The 24,408-nt window shown below is 66.2% G+C and carries 22 protein-coding genes; 14 read left to right on the plus strand and 8 right to left on the minus strand.

Annotated features, from left to right (window positions below):
* Positions 1-101 precede the first annotated feature (101 nt).
* The 4 genes from AB843_RS18580 to AB843_RS18595 all read left to right on the plus strand — a co-directional run bounded on the left by AB843_RS18580 (position 102) and on the right by AB843_RS18595 (position 5,479).
* Entirely contained in the window at positions 102-1,961 is a 1,860-nt protein-coding gene (locus tag AB843_RS18580) for an ABC transporter ATP-binding protein (protein WP_425286822.1), read from the plus strand.
* Positions 1,958-3,844, plus strand: coding sequence for an ABC transporter ATP-binding protein (locus AB843_RS18585; protein WP_082143890.1), 1,887 nt, complete (start codon positions 1,958-1,960; stop codon positions 3,842-3,844). Before AB843_RS18580 ends, AB843_RS18585 begins: the two co-directional genes overlap by 4 nt.
* Before the next feature lie 340 nt (positions 3,845-4,184).
* Complete coding sequence (locus tag AB843_RS18590) at positions 4,185-5,075, plus strand: LysR substrate-binding domain-containing protein (RefSeq protein WP_048648383.1); 891 nt, start codon at positions 4,185-4,187, stop codon at positions 5,073-5,075.
* Between the two features lie 218 nt (positions 5,076-5,293).
* A complete protein-coding gene (locus tag AB843_RS18595; RefSeq protein ID WP_048648384.1) occupies positions 5,294-5,479 on the plus strand; it encodes a DUF1059 domain-containing protein in 186 nt (61 codons plus the stop codon).
* Here the strand turns inward: AB843_RS18595 and AB843_RS18600 are convergent.
* The 3 genes from AB843_RS18600 to AB843_RS18610 are packed head-to-tail and all read right to left on the minus strand — an operon-like array spanning position 5,476 to position 7,984.
* Positions 5,476-6,744 (minus strand): CCA tRNA nucleotidyltransferase, encoded by a 1,269-nt coding sequence (locus AB843_RS18600; protein WP_048648385.1) that lies wholly within the window; start codon positions 6,742-6,744, stop codon positions 5,476-5,478. The two genes, AB843_RS18595 and AB843_RS18600, sit on opposite strands and share 4 nt — an antisense overlap.
* Positions 6,744-7,376: a CoA pyrophosphatase gene (locus tag AB843_RS18605; protein WP_048648386.1), complete on the minus strand. Its 633-nt coding sequence runs from the start codon at positions 7,374-7,376 to the stop codon at positions 6,744-6,746. Before AB843_RS18605 ends, AB843_RS18600 begins: the two co-directional genes overlap by 1 nt.
* 2 nt (positions 7,377-7,378) lie before the next feature.
* Positions 7,379-7,984, minus strand: a complete 606-nt coding sequence (locus AB843_RS18610) for a DUF1285 domain-containing protein (RefSeq protein ID WP_342022007.1) — start codon at positions 7,982-7,984, stop codon at positions 7,379-7,381.
* A gap of 162 nt (positions 7,985-8,146) precedes the next feature.
* On the opposite strand from AB843_RS18610, the gene AB843_RS18615 reads away from it, so the two are divergent.
* Genes AB843_RS18615 through AB843_RS18630 form a run of 4 tightly spaced genes read left to right on the plus strand, consistent with a single transcriptional unit; the run spans position 8,147 to position 15,006 of the window.
* Positions 8,147-9,169, plus strand: coding sequence for an AAA family ATPase (locus AB843_RS18615; protein ID WP_048648387.1), 1,023 nt, complete (start codon positions 8,147-8,149; stop codon positions 9,167-9,169).
* 43 nt (positions 9,170-9,212) lie between these two features.
* Positions 9,213-10,130: a DUF58 domain-containing protein gene (locus AB843_RS18620; RefSeq protein ID WP_048648388.1), complete on the plus strand. Its 918-nt coding sequence runs from the start codon at positions 9,213-9,215 to the stop codon at positions 10,128-10,130.
* Positions 10,127-12,937 carry a DUF4159 domain-containing protein gene (locus tag AB843_RS18625; protein WP_048648389.1) on the plus strand — a complete coding sequence of 937 codons (2,811 nt, stop codon included), beginning with the start codon at positions 10,127-10,129 and terminating at the stop codon, positions 12,935-12,937. Before AB843_RS18620 ends, AB843_RS18625 begins: the two co-directional genes overlap by 4 nt.
* An 8-nt stretch (positions 12,938-12,945) precedes the next feature.
* Entirely contained in the window at positions 12,946-15,006 is a 2,061-nt protein-coding gene (locus AB843_RS18630) for a membrane protein (RefSeq protein WP_048648390.1), read from the plus strand.
* 345 nt (positions 15,007-15,351) lie between these two features.
* On the opposite strand, the gene AB843_RS18635 is transcribed toward AB843_RS18630, so the two are convergent.
* Positions 15,352-15,861: a GNAT family N-acetyltransferase gene (locus AB843_RS18635; protein WP_048648391.1), complete on the minus strand. Its 510-nt coding sequence runs from the start codon at positions 15,859-15,861 to the stop codon at positions 15,352-15,354.
* Positions 15,862-16,137: 276 nt separating this feature from the next.
* Here AB843_RS18635 and AB843_RS18640 point away from each other — a divergent pair, with 276 nt between their 5' ends.
* Positions 16,138-17,127 carry a glutathione S-transferase family protein gene (locus tag AB843_RS18640; RefSeq protein WP_048648392.1) on the plus strand — a complete coding sequence of 330 codons (990 nt, stop codon included), beginning with the start codon at positions 16,138-16,140 and terminating at the stop codon, positions 17,125-17,127.
* Positions 17,128-17,305: 178 nt separating this feature from the next.
* Here AB843_RS18640 and AB843_RS18645 read toward each other — a convergent pair whose 3' ends face one another.
* Positions 17,306-17,791: an NUDIX domain-containing protein gene (locus AB843_RS18645; RefSeq protein WP_048648393.1), complete on the minus strand. Its 486-nt coding sequence runs from the start codon at positions 17,789-17,791 to the stop codon at positions 17,306-17,308.
* A 53-nt stretch (positions 17,792-17,844) separates the two neighbouring features.
* Between AB843_RS18645 and AB843_RS18650 the strand changes: the two genes are divergently transcribed.
* Complete coding sequence (locus AB843_RS18650) at positions 17,845-18,765, plus strand: metallophosphoesterase family protein (protein ID WP_048648394.1); 921 nt, start codon at positions 17,845-17,847, stop codon at positions 18,763-18,765.
* A 43-nt stretch (positions 18,766-18,808) separates the two neighbouring features.
* Here AB843_RS18650 and AB843_RS18655 read toward each other — a convergent pair whose 3' ends face one another.
* The 3 genes from AB843_RS18655 to leuA form a co-directional block, all read right to left on the minus strand.
* Positions 18,809-19,423, minus strand: coding sequence for a hypothetical protein (locus AB843_RS18655; protein WP_048648395.1), 615 nt, complete (start codon positions 19,421-19,423; stop codon positions 18,809-18,811).
* A 258-nt stretch (positions 19,424-19,681) separates the two neighbouring features.
* Positions 19,682-20,452, minus strand: coding sequence for an alpha/beta fold hydrolase (locus AB843_RS18660; protein ID WP_048648396.1), 771 nt, complete (start codon positions 20,450-20,452; stop codon positions 19,682-19,684).
* Positions 20,453-22,144: a 2-isopropylmalate synthase gene (leuA, locus tag AB843_RS18665; protein WP_048648459.1), complete on the minus strand. Its 1,692-nt coding sequence runs from the start codon at positions 22,142-22,144 to the stop codon at positions 20,453-20,455. It abuts the gene before it with no gap.
* Positions 22,145-22,590: 446 nt separating this feature from the next.
* On the opposite strand from leuA, the gene AB843_RS18670 reads away from it, so the two are divergent.
* Genes AB843_RS18670 through AB843_RS18685 form a run of 4 tightly spaced genes read left to right on the plus strand, consistent with a single transcriptional unit; the run spans position 22,591 to position 24,375 of the window.
* A complete protein-coding gene (locus tag AB843_RS18670) occupies positions 22,591-22,935 on the plus strand; it encodes an ArsR/SmtB family transcription factor (RefSeq protein ID WP_048648397.1) in 345 nt (114 codons plus the stop codon).
* A 22-nt stretch (positions 22,936-22,957) separates the two neighbouring features.
* Positions 22,958-23,422, plus strand: coding sequence for an SRPBCC family protein (locus AB843_RS18675; protein ID WP_048648398.1), 465 nt, complete (start codon positions 22,958-22,960; stop codon positions 23,420-23,422).
* A complete protein-coding gene (locus tag AB843_RS18680; protein ID WP_048648399.1) occupies positions 23,419-23,868 on the plus strand; it encodes a GFA family protein in 450 nt (149 codons plus the stop codon). The genes AB843_RS18675 and AB843_RS18680 overlap by 4 nt, the downstream gene beginning before the upstream one ends.
* A gap of 39 nt (positions 23,869-23,907) precedes the next feature.
* The gene (locus AB843_RS18685) at positions 23,908-24,375 is read left to right on the plus strand and encodes an SRPBCC domain-containing protein (RefSeq protein ID WP_048648460.1); all 468 of its coding nucleotides are present in this window, start codon (positions 23,908-23,910) and stop codon (positions 24,373-24,375) included.
* Positions 24,376-24,408: the final 33 nt, after the last annotated feature.

Raw genomic sequence — 24,408 nt, forward strand, 5'->3', positions numbered from 1 at the left:
CGCGGGCGGCCCCGGCGCTGCCCGCAAAGGCCATGCGAAAACAATGAACTGGCTCATCACCGTGACTCAAGACTTCACGATGATGGGCAAACAGACGAAAGATGCCCGAAACGATGTTTCAATGGTTCGAAAACCGCCTGGACCCCTTCCCGGCCGAAGAGCCGCAGGAGCCGCCAAAGACGCTGATGGGCTTCTGCCTGCATTACACCAGGGGCGCCTGGCCCTATCTCATTCCGGCCGCCATCCTGATGGCCGGCATCGCCATTGCCGAGGTGTGGATGTTCTCCTTCCTCGGCAACATCGTCGACTGGCTGTCGCAAAGCGACCGGGCGACCTTCCTTGAGACGGAGGGCTGGAAGCTGGCCGGCATGTCCCTGCTGGTGCTGGTCGGCCTGCCGCTGATGGTGTGGTTCCATTCGCTGCTCTCGCAGCAGACGCTGATGGGCAATTACCCGATGCGCATCCGCTGGCAGGTGCACCGCTACCTGCTCAAGCAGTCGATGAGCTTCTACCAGGACGAGTTCGCCGGCCGCATCGCCACCAAGCTGATGCAGACGGCGCTGGCCGTGCGCGAATGCGTCATCAAGCTCTTCGACGTGCTGAACTACGTGACGGTCTATTTCACCGGCATGCTGTTCATCGTCGCCGCCGCCGACTGGCGGCTCGCACTGCCGCTCGTCGGCTGGCTGATCTGCTACGTTTTCCTGATGCGCCATTTCGTGCCGAAGCTGGGCAAGGTCGCCGAGCGGCAGGCCGATGCGCGCTCGATCATGACCGGCCGCGTCGTCGACAGCTACACCAACATCCAGACGGTAAAACTGTTCTCGCATGCGCGTCGCGAAGCCTCCTTCGCCAAGGAGGGGATGAGCGGCTTCCTCGCCACCGTCCGCCAGCAGATGCGGCTCGTCACCAGCCTCTACGGCGTGCTGTACGTGCTGAACTCGACCTGTCTGTTCCTGATCGGCGCGCTCGGCATCTGGCTGTGGCTCGGCGATGCCGTGTCGATCGGCGCCGTCGCCGTCTCGCTCGGCCTGGTGCTGCGCCTGTGGGGCATGTCGCAATGGATCATGTGGGAATTGTCCGCCCTGTTCGAGAACATCGGCACGGTGCAGGACGGCATCAACTCGATCTCGCTGCCGCGCGTCGTCGACGACCGGCCGGACGCCGGGCCGCTCGCCGTGCCAAAGGGCCGCATCGATTTCGAGGCCGTCGGCTTCCACTACGGCAAGAAGGGCGGTGTCATCGAAAACCTGTCGCTGGCAATCAAGCCCGGCGAAAAGGTCGGCCTGGTCGGCCGCTCGGGCGCCGGCAAGTCGACGCTGGTCAACCTGTTGCTGCGCTTCTACGACCTGGAGCGCGGCCGCATCCTGATCGACGGGCAGGATATCGCCCAGGTGACGCAGGACAGCCTGCGCGAAAACATCGGCATGGTGACACAGGACACGTCGCTGCTGCACCGTTCGGTCAGCGACAACATTCTCTACGGCCGCCCCGACGCGACCGAGGAGATGATGATCGAGGCGGCGCGCCGCGCCGAGGCGCTCACCTTCATCGGCGGCCTGTCCGATCCGAAGGAACGGCGCGGCTTCGACGCCCATGTGGGCGAGCGCGGCGTCAAGCTGTCAGGAGGCCAGCGGCAGCGCATTGCCATCGCCCGCGTCATGCTGAAGGATGCGCCGATCCTCATTCTCGACGAGGCCACCTCGGCGCTCGATTCGGAGGTCGAGGCGGCGATCCAGGAAAACCTCTATCGTCTGATGGAGGGCAAGACCGTGATCGCCATCGCCCACCGGCTCTCGACCATCGCGGCGATGGACCGGCTGGTGGTGATGGACGAGGGCCGCGTCGTCGAGGAAGGCACGCACGACCAACTGGTGGCCAAGGGCGGGCTCTACGCCAGCCTCTGGCAGCGCCAATCGGGCGGGTTTCTGGATCTGGAAGTCAGCGAGGCTGCCGAATGAAAGACACGGCGAAGCAACCGGAGAAATCGCGCGCGGAGCCGTTGTGGCGCAGCGTCGAAGGGGTGATCGACCCCTTCGGCGACACGCAGCGCGCCGTATTGCCGGTCAAGGCGCACGAATTCATCCTGTTCTTCGCCCGCCAGGCCAAGTGGCCGTTCATCCTGCTCCTGATCGCCGGTGGCCTGATGGGCGCCGTCGATGCCGGCCTCTACTGGGCGCTCGGCTATTTGATCGACCTGCTCGACGCGTCGTCGCCGGCGACGCTGATCGCCGACCATTGGACGAAGCTTGCAGTGTTCCTCGCCCTGCTGCTCGTCGTCCGCGCGGTGGTCATCATCGGCAACACCGTGCTGGAGGAACAGGTCATCGTTCCCGCCTTCTACCAGCGGGTGCGCTGGCAGGCGTTTCGCCGGGTGATGGAGCAGCCCTACGAATTCTACCAGAACGACTTCGCCGGCCGCATCGTCACCAAGATCCTGCAGGGCGGCGAGGCGACGGGCGATTTCATCATCAACATCCTGCAGACCATGTGGAGCTTCCTGACCTTCGTCGTGCTGGCGGTCTCCATCCTGACCGTGCTCGATCCGTTGATGGGATTGGTCGTCGTGCTGTGGGTGGCGGTCTATGTGGTCATCGCCCGCTATCTGCTGCCGCCCCTGCGCAGCGCCGGACGGCGCACCGCCGACCAGCGCTCGATCCTCAACGGCCGCATGGTCGACGCCTTCACCAACATCCTGGCGGTAAAGCTGTTCGACAGCGGCCAGCGCGAGCACTCCTATGTGCGCGACGGGATGGCGCATTTCCTCAACGCCGTGACGGTGCTGACCCGCGCCATCACCCGCGTGCGGGTGACGGTGGCCATCGTCAACGGCTTCATGATGGCGGCGGTGTTCATCCTGGCCATCTCGCGCTGGCTCGACAGCGCCATCACCACCGGCGAGATCGCCGCGGCGATGGGCCTCGTCTTCCGCCTGAACCAGATGTCCGGCTGGATGATGTTCAACATCAACGGCCTGATCCGCAACTACGCGACGGTGCAGGATTCGACCACCGTCGTCTCCGTCGAGCCGACGATCCGCGACGCGGCGGGCGCCATGGAGATGCCGCGCGCCAGGGGCGACATCCGCTTCGACGACGTGACCTTCAACTACGGCAAGGAAAGCGGCATCATCGAGGGGCTGGACCTGCACATCAAGCCGGGCGAGCGCGTGGCGCTGGTCGGCCCTTCGGGCGCCGGCAAGACGACCATCGTCAATCTGATGCTGCGCCTGTTCGAGGCCGAGCAGGGCCGCATCCTGCTCGACGGGCAGGACATCACCGAGGTGACGCAGGCATCGCTGCGCGCCCAGTTCGGCGTCGTCAGCCAGGACCCGATGCTGATGCACCGCTCGATCCGCGACAACATCGCCTATGGCCGCGCCGGCGCCAGCCAGGAGGAGATCGTTGCCGCCGCCAAGCGCGCCTCGGCGCATGCGTTCATCCTCGACGTCTCGGATCCCAAGGGCAGGACCGGCTATGACGCGGTGGTCGGCGAGCGCGGGGTAAAACTCTCCGGCGGCCAGCGCCAGCGCATCGCCATCGCCCGCATGATGCTGAAGGACGCGCCGATCCTGATCCTCGACGAAGCCACCTCGGCGCTCGATTCGGAGATCGAGGCGGCGATCCAGGACAATCTCGGGCGGCTGATGGAGAACAAGACGGTCATCGCCGTGGCGCACCGCCTGTCGACCATCGCCGCCCTCGACCGGGTTATCGTGCTGGACCGGGGCCGCATCGTCGAGGAAGGCTCGCACGAAGCGCTGGTGGAACGGGACGGCCTTTACGCACGGCTTTGGAAGCGGCAATCGGGCGGCTTCCTCGGCGGGCGACTGGCCGCGGAATAGCCGGGCTGATAGCAAGTGGCTGAACCGTTGGCCGCTCGACGGCCAAGGTTTCTGCTTCAGAGGTTTTCTCTTCAACCGGATGGCGCATCGGCAAGTCCGCGAGTTCGCGAAGCGACATGGCCGCAAGAGCCGGATGCGAGAGCGGATCGTTCCGCCAGCGCTCCTCATTCTCCTGCGCGACCGCTTGCCGATAGCTGTCTTGGAAGGATCGCATCATCTTCCAGAAAATCTGCAACATGATTTTTGCTCCTTTCATGTGACAGTGCAATGAAGCGCACAATCTGCCGCTGCCGCGCGGATTTCAATGGAGATTGCCTGCGCGTTGCTATAGAAAAACTATATGAAGAACCTGCAGCGCACCCATTTGAACGGCCTGCGCGCCCTCGAAGCGGTGGGGCGGCTCGGCTCGCTGCGCGCGGCAGCCGAGGAACTCGGCGTTTCCATCGGCGCGGTGAGCCAGCAGGTGATCAAGAGCGAGGCGCAGCTTGGCGCGGCGATTCTTCAGCGCACCGGGCGCGGCATTCGGCCGACGCCGCTCGGCCGGCAATTCCTCGACCGGCTGACGGTCGGCTTCCAGACGCTGGACACCGCCATCGCCATGACCCGGCATGACAGCGATGCGGTGCTGACGATCTCGGCAGCTCCGGTGTTCGCCTCCAAATGGCTGGTGCCGCGGCTGGCCGGCTATGCCCGCGAACACCCGGAAACGAAGCTGCGCCTGGACGCCTCGATCGGCCTGGTCAATCCCGACAGTTCCGACATCGACCTGGCGATCCGCGTCGGCGAGGGCAATTGGCCGGACGTCAGGGCGGAACATCTGCTGGCGCAGGAGGTGTTCCCGGTCTGCGCGCCGTCGCTGGCCGGGAAGCTGAAAACCCCCGCCGACATCATGAACGCGCCGATCATCCGCGACGCCAATTCCAACATCGATTGGAACGTCTGGCTGAAGCCGTTCGGCCTCGACCAGGCGCATCTGGCCGAGGGCGACACCTTCACCGACGCGGCGCTTTGCCTCGACGCGGCGATTGCCGGCCAGGGCGTCATGCTGGCCTGGCACACGCTGGCCCACGACGCGCTCAAGGCCGGACGGTTGGTGGCGCCGTTCAAGGAACGCGCCAGGACCCGCTACAGCTACTGGCTGATCACCTCCGCCACGCGCGCTGAAGCCGCCAAGGTGCGGCAGTTCAAGGCCTGGCTGCGCACCGAGATCGAGGCGACGGTCGATGGCTGACGGATACGGTAAGCGTAACGGTGGGGCGCGATCACATTTACCGTTGCCGGCAACCTCTCGCCACGTTTCGTGTTATAGTCCAGATCGCCGTGCGTCCTTTCGGACGCACAAAGGACGATCTGAATTATTGATGGAGCATCGGAATAACCGAAAACCGGATTCCACTTTTCGGTCCGATGCTCTAAGCCCGTTTCGACTGAGAACAGGAGAACAATCCCATGAAGGAATTTCATTGCGGTTCGCTCGTTCCCGGCTGCGATTGGCACACGCGCCACGATGAAGAGGCGGAAGTGATCCGCCGCGCCGCCGAGCACATGCGCGAGACCCACGGCGAAACCGTCATCCGCGAAAGCATGGTCGAGGCCATCCGCTCGCGCGTCAGCCAGGCAAAGAACGCCGCCTAATCTCTGTCGCCGGCCACGTTGGCGGCGCGCGCCAGCAGCGCGTCGCGCTTCAGGGCGAAGCCCGATTCGACCCACGCATCCTCAAGCGTCGCCAGCAGCGCGCCGAGTTCCTTGCCCGGTTCAAGGCCGAGCTTGGTCAGATCATTGCCGCTAAGCGGAAATGATGGCTTCTCCCATCCGTCGAGCAGTTTGAGAAGCCGGGCAAAGCCCGCCGCCTCGGCAAGCGCCGTGTCGTCCGTGACAGCCCGGCCGCGCGCGCCGGCCAGCGCCAGCTTCAGACGCGTCGAAAGCCCTTTCACGTCAGCGCGATAGGCCAGCTTCCTGAATCGCTCCTCGTCGAGCGAGGCCGAAGGCAATGGCGCTTCGGCCCAGCCATCCAGAAACAGCCTTTCGGCGCGCGAAAGCTTCAGCCGTTGCGCCAGCGTTTCGATCCGCTCCTTCTGCGGCGGGATGATCGCCGCCAGGCGCAACAGCGGGTCGGGCGCCCAGCCGAGCGCCCGTTCGGTCTCCATCAGCGGGCCGATCAGGTCGATGCCCCATTTCTCCGTTTCCGGCACGCTTTTCGTCAGGACACCCGTCTGGCGCATCCACAACAGGGCGCGCGAGGGATCGGCGGCCGACAGCAGCTTCTTCAATTCCGCCCAGACACGCTCGGCGGACAATTGCCCAAGCCCGTCCTTCAGCCGGGCGCAGGCCTTCAGCCCGTCGGCGTCAGGCCGGCCGGCGCCATACCAGGCGAAGAAGCGGAAGAAGCGCAGGATGCGCAGGTAATCCTCGCGGATGCGCGTGTCGGCCTCCCCGATGAAGCGCAGCGTGCGGCTTTCCAGATCGGCGATGCCGCCGACCAGATCGACCACCGTGCCGTCGGCCTCGGCGTAAAGCGCGTTGATGGTGAAGTCGCGCCGCTCGGCGTCGCGCTGCCAGTCGCGGCCGAAGGTGACGCTGGCGCGCCGTCCGTCCGTCTCGACGTCGGCGCGCAGCGTCGTCACCTCATAGGCGCGGTGGTCGGCGATGACCGTGATCGTGCCGTGGTCGATGCCGGTCGGCGCGGTGCGGAACCCGGCCTTGCGCGCCCGCCGCATGGTCTCGCGCGGCGTCGTGGTGGTGGCGATGTCGACATCGCTGACGGCCTGGCCGAGCAGCGTGTTGCGCACCGCCCCGCCGACGATGCGTGCCTTCTCGCCATCGGCCGACAGCGCCGCAAGCAGCGCTTGCAGCCTTTCGTCCGAGAGCCATTGTGAATCTGAAATCAGACGCTTGTCCATCAAGCATAAAGTCTTTCGTAAAGCGTGCGGATGATGCCCGCCGTGACGCCCCAGATGAAGCGCTCGCCGAACGGCATGGTGTAGTAGAAGCGCTCGCGGTCGTTCCAGATGCGGCTTTCGCGCCGGTGATTGGCGGGATCCATCAGGAAGGAAAGCGGGACCTCGAAGGCGACGTCCACCTCGTCGGGATTGATGGTCAGAACGAAGCCCGGCCGCACCACGGCGAGCACGGGGGCAACGCGATAGCCGCTGCCGGTCGAATAGTCCGGCATGCGCCCGACGATCTCCACCGCCTGCCGGTCGAGGCCGATCTCCTCCTCCGCCTCACGCAGGGCGGCAGCCTCGGCAGAAGCGTCTTCCGGATCGATGCGGCCGCCGGGAAAGGCCACCTGCCCCGAATGGTTGCGCAAGGCCTCGGCGCGCTGGGTGAGGATGACCGATGCACCGTCCGCATGGCCGACCACGGGGATCAGCACGGCGGCATCGCGCAGGTTCGGCCGCATGATCAGGCTCTTCATGTCCGGATTGAGCCCGTGGTCGCCATAATCCTCCGGCCCCCGCGGACCGCTCTGGCGGGCGGCCCGGCGGCGGAACTCCTCGGCGGAAAAAAGAGGCGACGCCTTCGTTTCCATCGTCATCGGCTGAGCCTCTGCAGATCCTGCGCCGGCATCACCGGAAACACCGCGCCGCATGAGCGCAGCGCAAACATCGCCCGCCCGTCCATGTCGATTTCCTCGCCCGCCTCGACCAGGTCGTACATGACGGCGCGGCCGACCAGCGCCTCCAGCCGCCCGCGCACATGGAGATAGGGCTTCAGGCCGCCCGTCTGGGCCTCGACCGCGAACCGCAGGGGGTGATCGGGACCTGCCTCGACGACATCGCCGACATTGGTGCGGAAGGTCAGCACCTGCGACGCGCCGGAATCCGTAACCGCCATCTCGACGGCCAGGAACGGCGCGTCCTCGACGCGGATGCCGACTTTTTCCACCGGCGTCACGAGATAGGTCCGTCCGTCCTCGTCCTTGCGCAGAACCGAGGAGAACAGCCGCACCAGAGCCGGCCGGCCGATCGGCGTGCCGAGATAGAACCAGGTTCCGTCGGCCCTGATCTCCATGTCGAGATCGCCGCAAAAGGGCGGATTCCAGCGTTCCACGGGCGGCGCGCCCTTGCCGGCGCGCGCCGCGCGCGCGACCAGGGCCTCCAGGCTTGCCGCATCGCCGGCGTGCGAAAGACTTTCCATCTTCGAACTGTTTTCCTGGTCCATGGTCACGAAATAGTCACTGTTGTTTCGCTTGTCAGCCTTGATCAGTGTTTTAAATTCGATCAGGGACGTGACGGTGCGATTCGTTTCATACACGTGCCGGTAGGGTCCGTCCCGACCGCAAATGAGGATCGAGACGGCATGAGCATCGTTTCCAAGGACAGAATGCCCGGCGAAAAGGCCTTGAGCGACAAGGAAATGATCGCCGAGGCCGAGCGCGCATTGGCCGACATCGCCCGGGTGCGCGAGGGCGTCGGCCGGGTCATCTTCGGCCAGGAGGCCGTCGTCGAGCGGGCCCTGATCGCCATTCTGGCCGGCGGCCACGCGCTGCTGGTCGGCGTGCCGGGCCTGGCCAAGACCAAGCTCGTCGAGACGCTCGGCGTGGTGCTCGGCCTCGACGCCCGCCGCATCCAGTTCACCCCCGACCTGATGCCGTCCGACATTCTCGGCTCCGAGGTGATGGAGCAGGACGAGAAGGGCAAGCGCTCCTTCCGCTTTCTGCCCGGCCCGGTCTTCTCGCAGCTCCTGATGGCCGACGAGATCAACCGCGCCAGCCCGCGCACCCAGTCGGCGCTGCTGCAATCGATGCAGGAATATCATGTCACCATCGCCGGCCACCGCCACGACCTGCCGGCGCCGTTCCACGTGCTGGCGACGCAGAACCCGCTGGAGCAGGAAGGCACCTATCCCCTGCCCGAGGCGCAGCTCGACCGCTTTTTGATGCAGGTCGACATTCTCTATCCCGAAATCGAGGCCGAACGGCGCATCCTGCTGGAGACCACCGGCGTCGACGAGGCCGAGGCGCAGAACGCGCTGACGGCCGACCGGCTGCGGGACATCCAGATGCTGATCCGCCGCATGCCGGTGCCCGAGAGCGTCGTCGATGCGATCCTGCAATTGGTGCGCATGGCGCGGCCGGGCGTCGGCAATCCCGACACCGACCGGCATGTGGCCTGGGGCCCCGGCCCGCGCGCCAGCCAGGCGCTGACGCTGTGCGCCCGCGCCCGCGCGCTCTACGATGGGCGGCTGGCGCCGTCGGTCGACGACATCCGTGCATTGGCCGAACCCGTTCTGCAGCATCGCATGGCGCTGACCTTTGCCGCCCGCGCCGAAGGCATGAGCGTGCGCGACGTGATCCGCCGTCTGGTCAAGGCGCTCGACTGATGGACGGGCCCAGCTGGATAGGTTGCTGCCGGATAGAGCGTTGATGGCCAGGATAGGCGAGGTTTCACCCCGTGTCGCATCGAGCGATGCGCTGGTCCGCGCCCGCGCCCGCGCAGCGCTGTTGCCCGATCTGCTGGTCGAGGCCGGCCGCGTCGCCAACAATGTGATCGCCGGCTGGCATGGCCGCCGCAAGCGCGGCATCGGCGAGAATTTCTGGCAGTTTCGGCCCTATGTCGAAGGCGAAGCCGTGTCGCGCATCGACTGGCGGCGCTCGGCGCGCGACGAGCATCTGTATGTCCGCGACCGCGAATGGGAGGCCGCGCACACGGTCTGGCTCTGGTCCGACCCCTCGCCCTCCATGCTTTACAAATCGCATCTCGCCCCGGTCTCGAAGGAATCGCGCGCGCTGGTGCTGATCCTCGCCCTGGCCGAACTTTTGTCGCGCAGCGGCGAGCGCATCGCCTGGCCCGGCGTGACCGACCCGTTTTCGGCGCGCAACGGCGCCGAGCGGCTGGCCGCGCAACTGATGCATGCCCCTGAACTGGCCGCACGGCCCGACCTGATGCCGGTCCGCCGCTTTTCCGACGTGGTGCTGGCCGGCGATTTCCTCGACCCGGTCGAGGAAACCATCGCCTGGCTCGACCAGCTCGCAAGGCATGGCGCGCGCGCCCATCTGATCGAGATCGCCGATCCGGCCGAGGAGGCGTTCCCCTATACGGGTCGAACGGAATTCTCCGATCCCGAGACGGGCGACAAGCTGACCGCCGGCCGTGCCGAAACGCTGGCGGATGATTACCGCCGGCTCTACATCGCCCGCCGCGAGGAGCTTGCGTCCTGGTGCAAGCGGCTTGGCTGGAGCTACACGGTGCACCACACGGACCGCCCGGCGGCGCAGGCGCTGGTGGCCGTGCATCTGGCGATGAGCGCCGAGGTCGGCTACCAGATGGAGGGCAGCCGGTGAACTGGCTTTCGCTCTCCTTCGCCCAACCGTTTCTGCTCTGGGGGCTGATCGCCCTGCCGGTGATCTGGTGGCTGCTGCGGCTCACCCCGCCACGCCCGCAGAGCGAGACCTTTCCGCCGCTGAAAATCCTCGCCCGCGTCATCAAGCGCGAGGAGACGCCGCACAAGAGCCCGTGGTGGCTGACCCTGCTGCGGCTGATGCTGGCGGCGCTGGTCATACTGGCGCTGGCCGACCCGGTGTTGAACCCGCGCGAAAAGGCGGCCAGCGGCAATGCGGCGCTGGCCATCGTCCTCGACAATGGCTGGGCATCGTCCCCCGACTGGGACGAGCGCGCCGCCACCGCCGCCCGGCTGATCGGCGATGCGCGCGCCGACGACCAGCCGGTGGTGCTGGCGCTGACGGCGGAAGAGCAGAACCAGGAGATCGGCCCGTTCGACGCCGATACGGCGCTGGAACGCCTCGCCGCCGCCCGCCCGCGCCCCGTGCCGGTCAACCGCCCGGCAATCTACGGCCGGGTGGCCACGGCACTCGAAGACCTGCCGGGTGCGGCCATCGCCGTCCTCACGGACGGGCTTGCCACGAGCGGCGACGAGGCGGCATTCCGCCAGCTCTTTGGCGGCGGGCCGGCTGAGATCCTGTGGGCCGCACCCGAGCGCCTGACAGTGACGGCGGCGACCGATGCCCAGAACACCGCCGAAGCCTTCGAGGTGACGGCGACGCGGGCCGGCGGCGATGCGGCCCCCCGCCAGGTGGTCGCCTATGCCAGCGACGACAAGGGCCGACGCGTGGCCGAGACGGTGATCACTTTCGGCACCGGCGCCGCCAGGGGCACCGGCCGGATGCAGGTGCCGTTCGAACTGCGCAACGATTTCGTTTCCGTCGGCATCGAGGGAGAGAACCAGGCGGCCGGCCTGCGCGTCCTCGACGAGAACACCAGGCGCCGCCGCATCGGGCTGTTGTCGCAGAGCGAGGCCGACCAGGCACAGCCCTTGCTGTCGCCGCTCTACTACATCAAGCGGGCGCTCTCGCCCTTCGCCGATCTGGTGGAGCCATCGAGCCCGGAACTGACCGAGGCGATCCCGGAACTGCTTGACCAGAAGCCCGCCGTCATCGTCATGGCGGATGTCGGCACGCTGCCCGAAGCGGCGCGGCGCGCCATCATCGACTGGGTCGATGGCGGCGGCACGCTGCTGCGTTTTGCCGGCCCGCGCCTGGCGGCGGCAGACAATGACGAGGATTTGCTGCCCGTGCGGCTGAGGCTTGGCGAGCGCTCCCTGGGCGGCGCGCTTTCCTGGACCGAGCCGCAGCCGGTCGCGGAATTTCCCGCCACCGGCCCCTTCTCCGACCTGGCGCCGCCGCGCGATGTGGTGGTCAACCGCCAGGTGCTGGCCGAACCCTCGCCCGACATCGTCGAGCGCAGCTGGGCGAACCTGGCCGACGGCACGCCGCTGGTCACCGGCGTCAAGCGTGGCGAAGGCCAGATCGTGCTGTTTCACGTCACGCCGGAGGCCACCTGGTCGAACCTGCCCATCTCCGGCAGCTTCGTCGAAATGCTGCGCCGCATCGTGCAATTGTCACGCAACCAGGGCGCGCTCGCCGAGGCCAATGCCGAAGGCGGCAAGGCGCTGGCGCCCTACCGCATGATCTCGGCCGACGGCCTGCTCGTGCCGCCCTCGCCCGAAGCCGAGCCCCTGGCCGCCGGCGACCGCGCGGTGACGCTGAAAAACCCGCCCGGCCTCTATGGCAGCGAAGAGGGCGTGGTGGCGCACAACCTGCTGGCCCCGGATGCCGAGCTGACGCCGCTGGCGCGCCCGCAAGCGCCGGCTCCGATGAGCGCCATCCGCTATGGCTTCGACCAGCAGCAACCCTTGAAGGGACCGCTGTTTGCCGCCGCCCTCGCCCTGCTCGCCCTCGACACGCTGGCCGTGCTGTGGCTCGGCGGCGGCCTGCGCCGCAAGCCGAAACTGGCGCGCGGCGCGGCGGCGCTGCTTGCCGCGGCGATCGGGCTTGCCATGATCGCCCCGGACACGGCGCGCGCGCAGGATGAACGTGCCGGCGAGGCGGAAGCCATCGACGCCATTTCCAAGACGCGGATGGCCTATGTGATCACCGGCAACGCATCGGTCGATGCCACCAGCCGCGCCGGCATGGCGGGCCTGTCGCAATTCCTCGCCGCCAAGACGGCGCTGGAGCCGGGCGAGCCGGCCGGCATCAACATCGCCAGCGACGAACTGGCCTTCTACCCGCTGATCTACTGGCCCGTCGATCCGGCCGCCGCCATGCCTTCGGAGGAAGCCATCGCCCGCATCGACGCCTACATGCAGTCGGGCGGCACGGTGCTGTTCGACACGCGCGACCAGTATTCGACGGGTTTCGATTCCAGCTCGGCAAGCCCGGCGACGCTGCGCCTGCGCGAAATCCTCTCCGGCCTCAACGTGCCGCCGCTCGAGCCGGTGCCGGAAGACCATGTCCTGACGAAGTCCTTCTTCATCCTGCCGGAGTTTCCCGGCCGCTATCGCGGCAGCCCGCTATGGGTGGAAGCCTCGCTGAACGCGCCCGTGCGCACCGACCGCCCGGTACGCGTCGGCGACGGGGTGACGCCGATCATGATCACCGGCAATGATTTCGCCGGCGCCTGGGCCATCGACGAAAGCGGCCAGTCTCTGCTGCCGACCGTGCCCAACGACCCGCTGCAACGGCTCTATGCCATGCGCGCCGGGGTCAACATCGTCATGTACATGCTGACCGGCAACTACAAATCCGACCAGGTGCACGTGCCGATCCTGCTCGAACGGCTGGGGCAGTAGGAGCCATCATGAACTGGTCGCTCAGCTTCGAACCCTTCTTCTCCTGGCCGGTGCTGGCGGCGCTGCTGGTGCCCGTCGCGGCTCTGGCGTTTGCCGGCCTGTGGACCGGCCAGCGCGGTGCATGGCTGCGGCTGGCGGCGCTGGCCGCCCTTGGCGCGGCGCTGGCCAACCCGGTCCTGCTCGACGAGGAGCGCGAGCCTCTGAAAAGCGTCGTCGCCGTGGTGGTGGACGAGAGCCAGAGCCAGACGACCATTGGCGACCGCGCGCAGACAACGCAGGAAGCAGCCGCCGAGGTGGAGGCGCGGCTTGCCCGCTTCAAGGATTTCGAGACCCGCGTGGTGAGGACCGGCCGCGCCTCCTCGGCTGCCGAAAACGCGCAGACGCGCCTGTTCGATGCGCTCGACGGCGCGCTGCGCGACGTGCCGCCGTCGCGGGTGGCGGGCGCGGTGCTGATCACCGACGGCCAGGTGCATGACGTGCCCGACAACGCCGCGGCGCTCGGCGCGCCGATCCATGGCCTGATCACCGGCCGGGCCGACGAGCAGGACCGGCGCATCCGCTTCGAGCGCGCGCCGCGCTTCGGCATCGTCGGCAAGCCGCTCGACCTGACCTACCGCGTGCTGGCGACGGGCGGTGAGAGCGGGCCGGTGGATGTGCGCGTCATCATCAACGGCGAGGAAAAATTCATCGAGGAAGCGCTGATCGGCCGCGAGACGCAGCTTGAGATCGACGTTCCGAACGCCGGGCGCAACATCATCGAACTGGCCATCGACCCGGTCGAGGGCGAACTGACAGATGTCAACAACCGCGCCGTAGCCCTGGTCGACGGCATCCGCGAGAATTTGCGCGTCCTGCTCGTTTCCGGCGAGCCGCATTCGGGCGAGCGCACCTGGCGCAACCTGCTCAAATCCGACGCTTCGGTGGACCTCGTCCACTTCACCATCCTGCGCCCGCCGGAAAAGCAGGACGGCACGCCGATCAACGAATTGTCGCTGATCGCCTTCCCGACACGCGAGCTGTTCGTCGAGAAGATCGACGATTTCGACCTGATCATCTTCGACCGCTACCAGCACCGCGACGTGCTGCCGATCCTTTATTACGACTACATCGCCGAATATGTGGAGAATGGCGGTGCGCTGTTGATCGCCGCCGGTCCAGAATTCGCCGGCGGCCAGTCGATCGCCCGCACGCCGCTGATTTCCGCCCTGCCGGCACTGCCCAATGGCGAGGTGATCGAGCAGGGCTTCTATCCGCGGCTGACCGAGACCGGCCAGCGTCACCCGGTGACGCGCGGACTGGAGGGGGCGGCATCCGAGCCGCCGCAATGGAGCCGCTGGTTCCGCCTGATCGGCATCGACCGGCCTGAGGGCCAGGTGGTGATGCAAGGGGCCGGCGAACAGCCGCTCCTGATCCTCAACCGCAAGGGCGAAGGCCGCGTCGGCATGTTCCTGTCGGACCAGGGCTGGCTGTGGGCGCGCGGCTTCGAGGGCGGCGGCCCGCATGTGGCGCTCTACCGGCGCATTGCCCACTGGCTGATGAAGGAACCGGAACTGGAGGAGGAACGCCTTTCGGCGGCGGGGCGCGGCATGCGGCTGGAGATCACCCGCCAGACGATGGCGAACGAAGCCCCCGACGCCGGCATCACGACACCCTCCGGCAAGACGCTTTCGGCAACGCTGGGCCCCGCCGGGCCGGGCCGGTTTTCCGCCGGCCTCGACACCGACGAGATCGGCATCTATCGCATCGCCAATGGCGACCTGTCGACCCTTGCCCATGTCGGCCCGGTCAACGCGCCGGAATTCGGCGACATGGTCTCGACCGAGGAAAAGCTGGCTCCCGTGGCGGACGCCACGGGTGGCTCGGTGCGGCGGCTCGCCGATGGCGATCTGCCCAACATCGTGCCGGTGCGGCGCACGGGCAGCGCTTCGGGCAATGACTGGATCGGCCTGCGCTCGACCAATGACAGCGTGCTGAAGGCGGTGCGCCGCGTGCCGATCTTCACCGGCCTCCTGGCCCTGGCGCTGCTGCTCTTCGCCTTCGGGGCGATGTGGTACCGCGAGGGGCGGTGAAACGCCCGAACCGACGGTTTTCAGCAGCTATAGACGACCGGCTCGCCGGCGGAATTTCGCGTCTCGCACGTGCGTGTGTTCCCGGGATAACCGCCACGGACATAGGGCGGAAAGGTTTCACGCCCCGAAACGGCGTCGAAGCCGCGTGACGTGTGGCTGGAAGACGTGTCCGGCGTGGCACAGCCTGGGAGCAACGCCGCGGCGGCGATCAAAAGTGAAATACGCATCTCTGCCTCAAATAAAATTATCAAATAAAAACTGGAACATGTGGCGATTCGCCTAACGCGAGCCAATGGCAGTCTGCGGAGCAATTGCGGCCGAAATCGTGTCAGCTACGGTCCCAAGCTACCGTGCCAGCGCCGCGTGGGTCACATCGCCCTGCAGCGCTGCCACCGCGCCCTCCCTGATCTCCACCGCTAGCAGCCGATTGGGGTCGACCGGACGCGGCATGGATATCTGGCCATGGGCGATTTTCTGAAAGCCGAGCGGCCCGTAATAGGGCGCGTCGCCGACCAGCACGACGGCTCCCACCCCGGCCTCACGCGCGGCCGCCACGGCGATCGCCACCAGCTTGCGGCCAATGCCGATGTTCTTGAAGGCGGGACGCACGGCCAGCGGCCCGAGAAGCAGCGCCCGCCCCTGGCCGGCGGCAATCCACGTCATGCGCACCGAGGCGATCACCTGGTTCTGGTGGACCGCAACGAAGGACATGGCGCGCTCATGCGGCCCGCCCTCGCGAATCTTGTAAGCCGCGCGGGTGAAACGGCCCGGCCCGAAGGCTTCTTCGTTGATGAGGTCGATTTCAGCGTCGTGCGCCGGCTGTTCCGGCAGATAGTGGATGTCGGCAGAGGACATGATGTGCGTTCCGGTGGTGTCGAAAGGTGAGCAGCGGGCAAAACCTGCCTGCGCGCCCCAAGCCAGGGGCCTTCAGTCCTTTCGTCGTCGCTCCACCTGGAACCGGATCATGATGCGCATCTCCATCTTGCGGCGTTTTGGCTAGCAGCAAAATTTTGCGCCGTCCATCGGAAGATTGACCCGGCGGCAAAATTGTTGACGCTGCGTTCACGCCCGGCGCGGTTGGGTTTGCCCCGGCAATGTCCTACATGCGGTTCGAACACAGGAGATTGAACGATGGGTTTGCTTGTCGATGGCGTCTGGCGCGACCAGTGGTACGACACCGCCAAGAGCGGCGGCCGCTTCGAACGCTCGAAATCGCAGTTCCGCGACTTCGTCACCGTGGACGGAGAGCCGGCGGAAGGCCGCACGCGTGGCTTCAAGGCGGAGCCCGGCCGCTATCACCTCTATGTTTCGCTGGCCTGCCCCTGGGCGCACCGGACGCTGATCTTCCGCAAGCTGAAGAAGCTCGAGGACGTGATCTCCGTCTCGGTGGTGCATCACTTCATGGGCGACAGTGGCTGGACCTTCAAGCAGGAGGACGGCGCGACCGGCGACGGGCTCTACGGCCTCGATTTCCTGCACCAGATCTACACCAAGGCCGACCCGCATTATTCGGGCCGGGTGACGGTACCGGTGCTGTGGGACAGGAAGACGGAAACGATCGTTTCAAACGAATCCTCCGAAATCATCCGCATGCTAAACGAGGCGTTCGACGCCTGGGGCGATGCCTCGATCGATCTCTATCCCGAGGCGCTGCGCACCGAGATCGACGCCATCAACGAGCGCGTCTACGACGACATCAACAACGGCGTCTACAAGGCCGGCTTCGCCACCACGCAAGGCGCCTATGAGGAAGCGTTCGAGGCGCTGTTTGCCGCGCTCGACATGGTCGAGGACAGGCTGTCACGCCAGCGCTACCTGGCCGGCGACCGAGTGACGGAGGCCGACTGGCGCCTGTTCACCACGCTGGTGCGCTTCGACCCGGTCTATGTCGGCCACTTCAAGTGCAATCTGCGCCGCATCGCCGACTATCCCAACCTGTCGAACTATCTGCGCGAGCTCTACCAGGTGCCGGGCATCGCCGAGACGGTCGATATGCTGCACATCAAGGCCCACTACTATGGCAGCCACGCGACGATCAACCCGACGCGCATCGTGCCGGTCGGGCCGGAGCTCAAGCTGGACGCTCCGCACGATCGCGGGCGGCTGGCGAAGGCGGCGTGAAGCGAACGAGAGGCGATAGCACGCGAGGACGGCCTCTTCCGGCATGGACCCTCGGGTCGGGGCCCGAGGGTGACGAATTGTGGAAAGGGATGAGCAACGCGCCGGCGCCGACGATTGACACCACTCCCCCTGCCGTTCGTCATGCCGACACGCCTGCGGCAGGTCCCGGCGCTCAACCTCACCATTCATCCGACACCGGTGCGCCGTCGAATATCTCGGCGATGCGCCGGCGCGTGCCGTCGCTGGTGCCGTCGGGCAGCGCGTCGAGCCGGAAGAAGCGCGCCTCGGCGATCTCGCGATCGGGCACATGCGGGCGGGTCTGGCGGAAATCGGTGATGAGATAGACCGCGACATGATCGCGAGAACTGGCGTGGCGGTTGAAGTGGAACGATTTCAGCTCCGGCCGGCGCAAAATCTCGATATTGCCCTCTTCCGCCAGTTCGCGCGCCAACGCGGCTTGCGTGCTTTCACCCGGTTCGACGCCGCCGCCGGGAAAGTGCCAGCCCTTCACATAGGTGTGCCGCACCAGGAAGACGGAATTGGTGTCGGCGTCGAACACCACACCGCGCATGCCGAGCGTCATCGGCCGGCTGAGGCGCAGCCAGATGTGGAACAGACGGGCGCGGAACAAGGGCTTTTTCACGATGCTGGCGGCGTCATTCATGCATCAGCTCCTTCGGGCTGGTCAGCTCCGACTGCGTGTTCTACACACGGCGTATGTTTCGGCTCGCGCATTTTTCCGACATCCATCTGGGACCCCTCCCCGCCATAAGCTATCGGGAACTCGCCTCCAAGCGCATTACCGGATACATCAACTGGAAGCGCAACCGGCGGCTCAATCTCGACCACGGCGTGATCGACAAGATCACCGACGACATGCTGGCGGCCAAGCCCGATCACATCGCGCTGACGGGCGACCTCGTCAACCTTGCGCTCGACAAGGAAATCGAGATGGCGCGGCTGTGGCTGGAAGGCCTCGGCCCGGCCGATGCCGTATCGGTGGTGCCGGGCAATCATGACGCCTATGTGCCGGGGGCCCTGGCGCGCGCCTGCCGCGCGTGGGGCCCCTATATGACCGGCGACGGCCGCCAGCCGGTGAAGGGCAAGGGCAGTTTTCCCTTTCTGCGGGTGCGCGGCAATGTGGCGATCATCGGCGTATCCTCGGCGCGGGCCACCGCCCCCTTCATGGCGAGCGGATATTTTTCCAAGGCCCAGGCGCAGCGGCTGGCGAGCATCCTGGATGCGACGGGCGAAGCCGGGCTTTTCCGGGTCGTGATGATCCATCACCCGCCGGTGCGCGGCGCAACCCACACAGCCAAGCGCCTGTACGGCATCACGCGGTTTCAGCAGCTGATCCGCACGCATGGGGCTGAACTGGTGTTGCACGGGCACACCCACAAGCCGACCGTTCATCGCATTGACGGAGCAGCCGGAGCCTCCGTTCCCGTGGTGGGTGTGCCCGCCGCGGGGCAAGCCCATGGCGGCGCCAAGCCGCCGGCCCACTACAATCTGTTCGAGATCGACGGCGCACCCGGTGCCTGGCGGGTGCATTTCGCCCGGCGCGGCATTTCCGATGCCAGCGGTGAAATCAGCGAGATCTCCAGCGCCGTCCTGTCGGGCGAGGATCGGTCGGCCTGACGCCCCGCATAAATGCGGAAGAACAATGAGATAGAGCGGATCGTCAGAAGCGGGCGAGGAAGTCCAGCAGCTCGGGGAACCGGTCGGACAGGACGAGCATCACGGCGGCGACACCGACGAGCCCGCCGAGAAGAACCATCGCCAAGCCGCCGAAAAACCCTTTCCAGGCGCTTTTGCGCACCGGTTCGGCCGGCGCCTCGTCCACCACGTCGGCAATGCCGCGCGGCAAGGTCTCGATCTCGCCGTCGATGAGGCGCTGGCGCTCGACCATGCGTTCGGCGATGTAGCGGGTCACCTGGTCGGCAACCGGCTTGATGTCGGCGCTTTCGGCCATCACCACGCGGCCAAGCCGCGTGTCGCGCAGGAAGCGGTAGGTGCGGCGATCGCGCCCCATGGCGACATGCGCCACGGCGTCGATCCACAGGCGGGGCTGCTCGCCGGAGGAAATCACCAGGTCGAATGTGGGATCGTCCTTCGGCACGTCGGCGAACACCGGCTGAAGCTCCTGCGCCAGGAGCTCGAGGCGCGTGCGGCTCGCCTCGCGCAGATCGACCACCACGTCGGCCCGGTCGGCGGCGGCATTCTTCATCTCGCGCACAGCGTCGGAGAGGCTCCGGACATTCGTCGCGGTTGCAAGGGTCTGACCGGCCTCGCTCATCGGCGGTACTCCTCTAGCATTTTGCAGTCAGGTGGTTTCACCTGACGTCCGCACAAATGCGGAAAACAAGAGATAGAGCGTCCGGTGTGGGCCCAAAGCCGCGCACGGCGCTCCAGGCAATCTATCGGCGGCGATCTCTATCGTTAACCCATCGTTAACACGGGTAAAACAGAAAATCATCACGTTTTGTTCCGCTTCGCATAGCGTAGTAAACGAGACAAGTTTACGGCAACAAAGATCAGTTCCGCCCTATAGCAGTCAAATCTCGGCGATCACTTGCGCCATGATCCGCGCCAGCGCCTCCGGTGCTTCCTCCGGCAACATGTGGCCGGCCCCCTCGAGGCGATGCAGGACGAAACCATCCGGCAGATGATCCGCCTGGCGGATCGGCAGCACGGCGTCCAGCGTCCCCCAGACCACATGAACCGGCGCGGGAAGCACAGCAAGCCTGTCGCGCGGAAACGCGCCCTGGCGATCTCCGCTCGCAATCAGAGAGCTGATTTCAATAAGTTTTTCGCGTTGCCCGGGAAGAGAGGACAGGCGCATGGCCTGCTCCACCAGAAGCGATGGCAACCGCATCTGCATGCCGAACATGCCGGTCAGTGCGGCGCGCATTTCCGTCTCGCTCCGGGCCGCAGCGCGGGCGGCCAGCGCCGCACCGTTGATCTGCGAACCGAAACCGCCCGGCGCGCAAAGGGTCAGCGATGCGAGCTTGCCGGGCGCTGCAAGCCCGGCCAGCACCGCGACCGCACCACCGAAGGAATGGCCGGCCAGATGGAAACGGTTTACACCGCGTTCCGCCAGGTCGTTTAACACGGCACCGGCTGTCGCCCTGGCCTTGCCGGCGCTCGGATATGACAGGGATTGCCCATGCCCCGGCAGGTCATAGGCGATGATCCGCAGGCCCGGCGGCAGGGCAGCGCGAACGCCATCCCACACGCCGTGCGTACCGGCGAAGCCGTGCAGCAGGACGAGGACGCCATCGTCCTCGCTGTCGCCCGTATCGTCGGCGTAAAGCCGCTCGCTCACTTATCGGTCCGGTTTGGCGGCAATCCGGTTGGCGGCCGAAACGACCGCTTCCAGCGACGCCGTGACGATGTTGGTGTTGACGCCGACGCCGAACAGCTTGCCGCCCGGATGCTCGACCTCCATGTAGCAGACGGCCGCCGCGTTGGAGCCCTGCTGCAGGGAATGTTCGGAATAGTCGATCACCGACATCTCGACGCCGACATGCTTCGACAGCGCATCGATGAAACCATCGACGGGACCGGTGCCGACCCCCTTGATGACGATCTCGTTTCCCTTGTCGAGAATGGTCGCCTCGACGACGCGCTGACCCTTCACGGTCGTATCCGGGAAGGTCTGGTGATCGATGAATTTGAGCCGTGCGCCCGGCTGATCGACATAGAGCTCCATGAAGCGCTCGTGGATCTGCCTCGACGGCAATTCCTTGCCCTCGCGGTCGGTGATGTCCTGGATGTCGCCGCGGAACTCGGTCTGCAGGTTGCGCGGCAGGTTGAGTCCGTAATCGGCCTGCATGACATAGGCAATGCCGCCCTTGCCGGACTGCGAGTTGATGCGGATAATCGCCTCGTAGGAGCGGCCGACATCGGCCGGGTCGATCGGCAGGTACGGCACCTCCCAGAGCGGCTTGTTGGCCGTCTTGATCGCCTTCATGCCCTTGTTGATGGCGTCCTGGTGCGAGCCGGAGAAGGCCGTGTAGACCAGTTCGCCGACATAGGGGTGCCGCTCGGGGATGACGAGCTGGTTGCAATGCTCGTAGACATCCTTCATGCGGTTGATGTCGGAGCAGTCGAGCTCGGGATCGAGTCCCTGCGTGTACATGTTGAGCGCCAGCGTGACGACATCGACATTGCCGGTGCGCTCGCCATTGCCGAACAGCGTGCCCTCGACGCGGTCGGCGCCGGCCATCAGGCCAAGCTCCGTGGCGGCGATGCCCGTGCCGCGGTCATTGTGCGGGTGCAGCGAGATGATCAGGCTGTCGCGCCGGTCGAGGCGCCGGCACATCCATTCGATCTGGTCGGCATAGATGTTCGGCGTCGCCATCTCGACGGTCGACGGCAGGTTGATGATCAGCTTGTCGTCCGGCGTCGGGTCGATGATCTCGGTGACCGCGTTGCAGATTTCGAGCGCCACTTCCAGTTCCGTGCCGGTAAAGCTTTCCGGCGAGTACTGGAAACGATAACCGCCATGTCCTGATTCCCTGGCCGCCTTGGCGGCCATGTCCATGACCATCTTGGCGGCATCCGTGGCGATCCGCTTGATGCCGGCGACATCCTTGGCGAACACGACGCGGCGCTGCAATTCGCTGGTGGAATTGTAGAAATGGACGATCGGCCGGTGCGCGCCCTCCAGCGCCTCGAAGGTGCGGGTGATCAGTTCGGGCCGGCACTGGACGAGCACCTGCAGCGATACCGCGTCCGGCACGCCGGCTTCCTCGATGCACCAGCGGGCGAAATCGAAATCGGTCTGCGAAGCCGACGGGAAGCCTACCTCGATCTCCCGAAAACCCATGTCGAGCAGCAGCTTGAACATGCGCGCCTTGCGCTCGTGGCCCATCGGGTCGATCAGCGCCTGGTTGCCGTCGCGCAGATCGACGGAACACCAGATCGGCGCCTTTTCGATGCGTTTCGACGGCCAGGTGCGGTCAGGAATGTCGATCAGCGGGTAGGATTGGTACTTGCGCGCCGCGTCGGGCATGCCCTTGGGCCTGCCTGCCGCCGCGCCGTCTCTTGCCGTCATGTCGGTGGTCATTTTGTGCGCGTCCATTTCATTCTCTCCCGGCCCCGAATGCGTGCGCGCGGCACGCCTGGCCTGTCAACTCTGAATGCGAATTCTGGGGGAAAGAGCAGGCGCCCAAGCGGCGACATCGATCGCCGGGCGCTCCTTCAACGGACCCGGCGATCGCCGATAAGGCCGAGAAGCAGCAGGCTGGAAGAAAGCGCGCGCGCCGTCGCGCCGAAAAAGGCGGTCCGGTCGGAGACAGTGTTTGTCGTGCGCGTCGTCATGAGGGTTCAATAGCCGAGGTGCTGGCCGAGTGCAAGGGCGACAAACGGCGCACCCGGCGCCTTCCATTGGCAGGCTTGACATTCGGTCTCTCGTCTGTATTTTACCAATTAGCTAATTAACCTGATGGTATATTAAAAATGCAGACCGACCCGCTCAGCACCGCCTTCTCCGCCCTCGCCGATCCGACCCGGCGGGCGATGCTCGCGCGCCTGTCGATGGGCGAGGCCACGGTCAACGAGCTGGCGGAACCCTTCGCCATGACGCTGCCGGCGGTGTCCAAGCATCTGAAGGTGCTGGAGCGCGCCGGCCTCGTCTCGCGTGGCAGGAACGCCCAGTTCCGGCCCTGCCGGCTGGAAGCGGGGCCGCTGAAGGATGTCGCCGCATGGATGGAACAGTACCGGCGGTTCTGGGACGACAGTTTCGACCGCCTCGACGACTATCTGAAGCAGATCCAGCACAAGGAGCGGTCCGACGATGCCTGAGCCAGCCACGCCAAAGCCCGCGATGAACACGCCACCGGCGCGCGATGACCATGCGCTCAGCATCAGCCGTGTGTTCGACGCGCCGCGCAGCCTCGTCTTCAAGGTCTGGTCGTCGCCCGAGCATCTGGCGCGCTGGTGGGGGCCGAAGAATTTCTCGGTCCCGTCGGTCACGGTGGATTTCCGCCGGAACGGCAAATGGCGCAGTTGCATCCGTTCGCCGGAAGGCAACGACTATTGGGCCAGCGGAAGCTATCGCGAGATCGTCACCCCGAGCCTCCTCGTGCTCACATTCCGCTGGGAAGAGGATGGTGCGATCGACACGCTGGTGACGGTGGCGTTCGAGGATGCCGGCGCCGGCACCCGCGTCACCTTCCAGCAGGCGCCATTCCTCACGGCGGACGAACGCGACAGCCACGCGGATGGCTGGGGCGAGTGCCTGGACCGCCTGGGACGGTATTTGAGCGAACAAGACGGGAGCAACCCATGAAGAAGACCTATCACGGAAGCTGCCACTGCGGGGCGGTGCGCTTTTCGGCCGGCATCGACCTGGCGCCGCAGGGCCGGCGCTCGACGCCGGAACTCCCCGGCATCTGGTGGACCGCCACGTTTCGCTGCACCTGCTCGTCCTGCATGAAATCGCGTTTCTGGAAGGCTTTCGTCCGGCCCGCCGATTTCACCCTCATATCGGGCGGCGAGGCGCTGGGCGAATACCGCTTCGGCGAGCGGGCAATCGCCCATCGCTTCTGCAGGAATTGCGGCGTGCGGCCCTTCGCCAGCGCCGATTTCGAACCGATGGGCGGCGCGTTCTATTGCGTCAACGTCGCCTGCCTCGACGACGCGACGCCCGAGGAGCTGGAAGCGGCTCCGGTCATCTACGAGGACGGCCGCAACGACAATTGGGACGGGCCGCCCGCATTGACCTTCTATCTGTGAACCTCTTGCGCACACCCGATGATCACCAAGGAGACAGCCATGAGCGCTGAAGCCGCGGCCACGGCCGACACGGAACTCACCATCGACCGCACCTTCGACGCGCCCCGCGCGCTGGTGTTCGAAGCCTGGACCAGGCAGGAACATCTCGACCGCTGGTCCTGCCCCACCGGCTTCACCATGCCCCTGTCGGAAGGCGACATCCGCACCGGCGGATGGTTTCGCACCTGCATGCGCTCGCCCGACGGCCAGGATCATTGGCTGAGCGGCAAATACCGCGAGGTCACGCCGCCCGAGCGCATCGTCTTCACCCATGCCTGGCACGACGAGAACGACGCGCCCGGCCACGAAACGGTGGTCACCATCACTTTCGAGGAAACGGAAGACGGAAAGACCAGGATGGCCTTTCACCAGGCATTCTTCACCTCGAAGGCCTCGCGCGACGGCCATGAGGGCGGCTGGAACGAGAGCTTCGGCAAACTCGACGCGCTGCTGGCCACGCTCGCCTGAACCGATCGGGCGGGAATCCCGCCGAAGTCAGGG

Source organism: Nitratireductor soli (assembly GCF_001050155.1).
GTDB classification, from domain to species: domain Bacteria; phylum Pseudomonadota; class Alphaproteobacteria; order Rhizobiales; family Rhizobiaceae; genus Nitratireductor; species Nitratireductor soli.

Coding starts and splice junctions, on each gene's coding strand:
- leuA (WP_048648459.1), bottom strand. CDS start 22,144: ATGCCCGACGCGGCGCGCAAGTACCAATCCTACCCGCTGATCGACATT.
- AB843_RS18670 (WP_048648397.1), top strand. CDS start 22,591: ATGCAGACCGACCCGCTCAGCACCGCCTTCTCCGCCCTCGCCGATCCG.
- AB843_RS18680 (WP_048648399.1), top strand. CDS start 23,419: ATGAAGAAGACCTATCACGGAAGCTGCCACTGCGGGGCGGTGCGCTTT.
- AB843_RS18585 (WP_082143890.1), top strand. CDS start 1,958: ATGAAAGACACGGCGAAGCAACCGGAGAAATCGCGCGCGGAGCCGTTG.
- AB843_RS18610 (WP_342022007.1), bottom strand. CDS start 7,984: ATGGAAAGTCTTTCGCACGCCGGCGATGCGGCAAGCCTGGAGGCCCTG.
- AB843_RS18675 (WP_048648398.1), top strand. CDS start 22,958: ATGAACACGCCACCGGCGCGCGATGACCATGCGCTCAGCATCAGCCGT.
- AB843_RS18605 (WP_048648386.1), bottom strand. CDS start 7,376: ATGGAAACGAAGGCGTCGCCTCTTTTTTCCGCCGAGGAGTTCCGCCGC.
- AB843_RS18620 (WP_048648388.1), top strand. CDS start 9,213: ATGGCCAGGATAGGCGAGGTTTCACCCCGTGTCGCATCGAGCGATGCG.
- AB843_RS18685 (WP_048648460.1), top strand. CDS start 23,908: ATGAGCGCTGAAGCCGCGGCCACGGCCGACACGGAACTCACCATCGAC.
- AB843_RS18600 (WP_048648385.1), bottom strand. CDS start 6,744: ATGGACAAGCGTCTGATTTCAGATTCACAATGGCTCTCGGACGAAAGG.
- AB843_RS18635 (WP_048648391.1), bottom strand. CDS start 15,861: ATGTCCTCTGCCGACATCCACTATCTGCCGGAACAGCCGGCGCACGAC.
- AB843_RS18630 (WP_048648390.1), top strand. CDS start 12,946: ATGAACTGGTCGCTCAGCTTCGAACCCTTCTTCTCCTGGCCGGTGCTG.
- AB843_RS18615 (WP_048648387.1), top strand. CDS start 8,147: ATGAGCATCGTTTCCAAGGACAGAATGCCCGGCGAAAAGGCCTTGAGC.
- AB843_RS18645 (WP_048648393.1), bottom strand. CDS start 17,791: ATGAATGACGCCGCCAGCATCGTGAAAAAGCCCTTGTTCCGCGCCCGT.
- AB843_RS18640 (WP_048648392.1), top strand. CDS start 16,138: ATGGGTTTGCTTGTCGATGGCGTCTGGCGCGACCAGTGGTACGACACC.
- AB843_RS18655 (WP_048648395.1), bottom strand. CDS start 19,423: ATGAGCGAGGCCGGTCAGACCCTTGCAACCGCGACGAATGTCCGGAGC.
- AB843_RS18590 (WP_048648383.1), top strand. CDS start 4,185: ATGAAGAACCTGCAGCGCACCCATTTGAACGGCCTGCGCGCCCTCGAA.
- AB843_RS18580 (WP_425286822.1), top strand. CDS start 102: ATGCCCGAAACGATGTTTCAATGGTTCGAAAACCGCCTGGACCCCTTC.
- AB843_RS18650 (WP_048648394.1), top strand. CDS start 17,845: ATGTTTCGGCTCGCGCATTTTTCCGACATCCATCTGGGACCCCTCCCC.
- AB843_RS18595 (WP_048648384.1), top strand. CDS start 5,294: ATGAAGGAATTTCATTGCGGTTCGCTCGTTCCCGGCTGCGATTGGCAC.